Raw genomic sequence first — 2585 nt, 5'->3', positions numbered from 1 at the left:
GACAATCCGCACCGACATCGGCCTGCCGGCCAGCGTCAGCGCGATGACGCCGGAGATCGCCGGGCTGCCGGCATTGCCCAAAATGGCGTTGGTGCTGCACCAGAAGGATGCTGAACTGGATCCGGTGGCAGCGCGGCTGGCCGACATATTACTGCAGGCGGCGTTGCAGGCGCTGCCACGGGACGAGCGGTTGAAGGAGGTCGCTTAGACAGCCGGAACAGGTATCCAGCGCCCGACCGCTTATTTACGCTTGTTCGACCTGCCGGCGAACGGATTGTCCGACGTGCGCAGCGCGATGCGGATCGGCACGCCGGGCATATCGAAGGCTTCGCGCAGGCTGTTGGAGAGATAGCGGACATAGGATTGCGGCATCGCATCGGGCCGCGAGCACTGGACAACGAAACCCGGCGGCCGGGTCTTGGCCTGGGTGACGTATTTGACCTTCAGCCGGCGCCCTGCCACGGCAGGCGGCGGATGGTGTGCCAGGATGCCTTCCAGCCAGCGGTTGAGCTTGCCGGTCGAGACGCGGCTGTTCCATACCTTGTGGGTCCTGATGACGGCATCCATCAGCTTGTCGAGGCCGCGCCCGGTCTCGCCGGAGACAGGTACGGCCTGCAGGCCGCGCGCCTGGGGAAGAAGCCGTTCCGTCTTCTCGCGCAGTTCGGCCAGAAGCTCCTGGGGATGGTCGATCAGGTCCCATTTGTTGAAGGCGATCACCGGCGCCCGCCCTTCCCTGATGATCAGGTCGGCGATCTGCAGATCCTGCTTCTCGAAGGGAATGGTGGCGTCGAGCACGATGATGACGATCTCGGCGAAGCGGATGGCGCGCAGGCCGTCCTGCACCGACATCACTTCGAGCTTTTCGTGAATCCTGGCCTTGCGGCGCATGCCGGCCGTATCGAACAGCTTCAGGCGGCGGCCATGCCAATCCCAATCGACCGAGATCGAATCACGGGTGATGCCGGCTTCCGGTCCGGTGAGCAGCCGTTCTTCGCCGATCAGCGCGTTGATCAGCGTCGACTTGCCGGCATTGGGACGGCCGACGACGGCGATGCGCATCGGCTTGGTGTCGTCATAGGTGTGCTCGGCATCCGGATCGGCGATATCCTCGCCGATCAGCACCTCGCCGGCAGCGATCTCTTCGTCTTCGCCATCTTCGTCTTCGCCGAAGGCGCGCGCTTCGCCGAGCGCGCCGATCACGGCGTCGCGCAAATCGGGCATGCCCTGGCCATGCTCGGCCGAAACCGGGATCGGCTCGCCAAGGCCGAGCTCCCAGGCTTCCAGCATACCGCCCTGGGCGCCCTTCGCCTCGGCCTTGTTGGCGACCAGCACGACCGGCTTGCCGGACTTGCGCACGATCTCGGCGAAGGTCCTGTCGTCAGGCAAAAGGCCGGACTTGGCGTCGATGGTGAAGAAGATCAGGTCGGCCTCGCGGATAGCGATCTCGGTCTGCGCACGCATGCGGCCGGGCAAGGTCGAGGCACCAGCGTTCTCGAAGCCGGCGGTGTCGATGACATCGAAATGCAGGTCGTAGAGCTTGGCGGCGTGGACGCGACGATCGCGGGTGACGCCCGGCGTGTCGTCGACAAGCGCCAGCTTTCTTCCCACCAGCCGATTGAAGAGAGTCGATTTGCCGACGTTAGGTCTGCCGATGATGGCGACTTTGAAGGTCACGACGCACTGCCCGACCCGCGGATCAGCTCGGACATCAATGTTGCGCGCTCGCGGGTGTTGCGCGGGGCGCCGTCATCGGCGGCGATCTGGTCGAACAGTTTCAGCGCATCCTGCGTCTTGCCTTCCTTCCAGGCGGAAAGGCCGAGCGCCTCGCGCGCCGTGTGGCGCAGCGTGTTGGTGTCGGATGTCAGCGCTTCGACACGGCTGGACACGTCGGCGAACGAGCCATGGTCGACGAGCAGCAGCGCTGCCCGCAGCCGCGCCATGTCGCGAATGCTCTGGGGAATGGCCGTGTCGGCGGCGACTTCGTCGAAATCCTTGACGGCGGCGGGAACGTCGCCCTTGTTCGCCTTGACGGTCGCGCCGCGCATGCGTGCGAGCAGCGGATAGGCGCCGTAGCCATCCTTCTCCAACTGATCGAGCGCGGTCAGCGCCTCATCGTTCTTGCCGTCATTGGCAAGCTTCAGCGCCTGCGAGAACGCATCGCCCGAGCGGTTGGCGCGCGTCTCGTCCCAATAGCGATAGCCGACGAAGGCTGCGGTGCCGAGCACCACGAGGATCGCAACGACAATCAGGGCTGGGCCAAAACGGTCCCACAGCGCCTGCGCCTGTTCGCGACGGATCTCGTCGTTGACTTCACGGATAAAACTGTCGTCGGACATCAAATCAAACCATTCCTGCCCGGTCGGGCCTTTGTCAGCCCGCGTTTTAGCGAAATTTTGCCGGCATGGAAGGGGTTCAACCGGAAAATCGCTATTGTCCGGGGCAAACGGATGTTTGCCCCGGACGAGCAGCCGAAGAGGCCCATCGCACCCGCGCCACATTTAGGCGATAGCCGGCTTGCAGACGTTCCCCGAGTTAAGATCAGATTTCCTATGCTTCGTCCGTTCCGCGTTGTTGCGTTTTCACTT

The 2585-nt window shown here is 64.1% G+C and carries 2 protein-coding genes and 1 pseudogene; 1 reads left to right on the top strand and 2 read right to left on the bottom strand.

The annotated features are described in order from the left end of the window. Nucleotides 1-208 (top strand): annotated as a pseudogene (locus tag EN991_RS31735) (LysR family transcriptional regulator); the annotation flags it as partial. A gap of 32 nt (nucleotides 209-240) precedes the next feature. Here the strand turns inward: EN991_RS31735 and der are convergent. Together der and EN991_RS31725 are read right to left on the bottom strand one after the other, a co-directional pair. Beyond that, the gene (gene der, locus EN991_RS31730) at nucleotides 241-1674 is read right to left on the bottom strand and encodes a ribosome biogenesis GTPase Der (protein WP_064995110.1); all 1434 of its coding nucleotides are present in this window, start codon (nucleotides 1672-1674) and stop codon (nucleotides 241-243) included. After that, nucleotides 1671-2336: a tetratricopeptide repeat protein gene (locus tag EN991_RS31725; protein ID WP_013532849.1), complete on the bottom strand. Its 666-nt coding sequence runs from the start codon at nucleotides 2334-2336 to the stop codon at nucleotides 1671-1673. The genes der and EN991_RS31725 overlap by 4 nt, the downstream gene beginning before the upstream one ends. Nucleotides 2337-2585: the final 249 nt, after the last annotated feature.

It is taken from the genome of Mesorhizobium sp. M7A.F.Ca.US.005.03.2.1 (assembly GCF_003997795.1).
GTDB lineage: Bacteria > Pseudomonadota > Alphaproteobacteria > Rhizobiales > Rhizobiaceae > Mesorhizobium > Mesorhizobium ciceri.
Note: the sequence above shows the minus strand (reverse complement) of the source record. Positions and strands in the feature narration are given on the sequence as shown.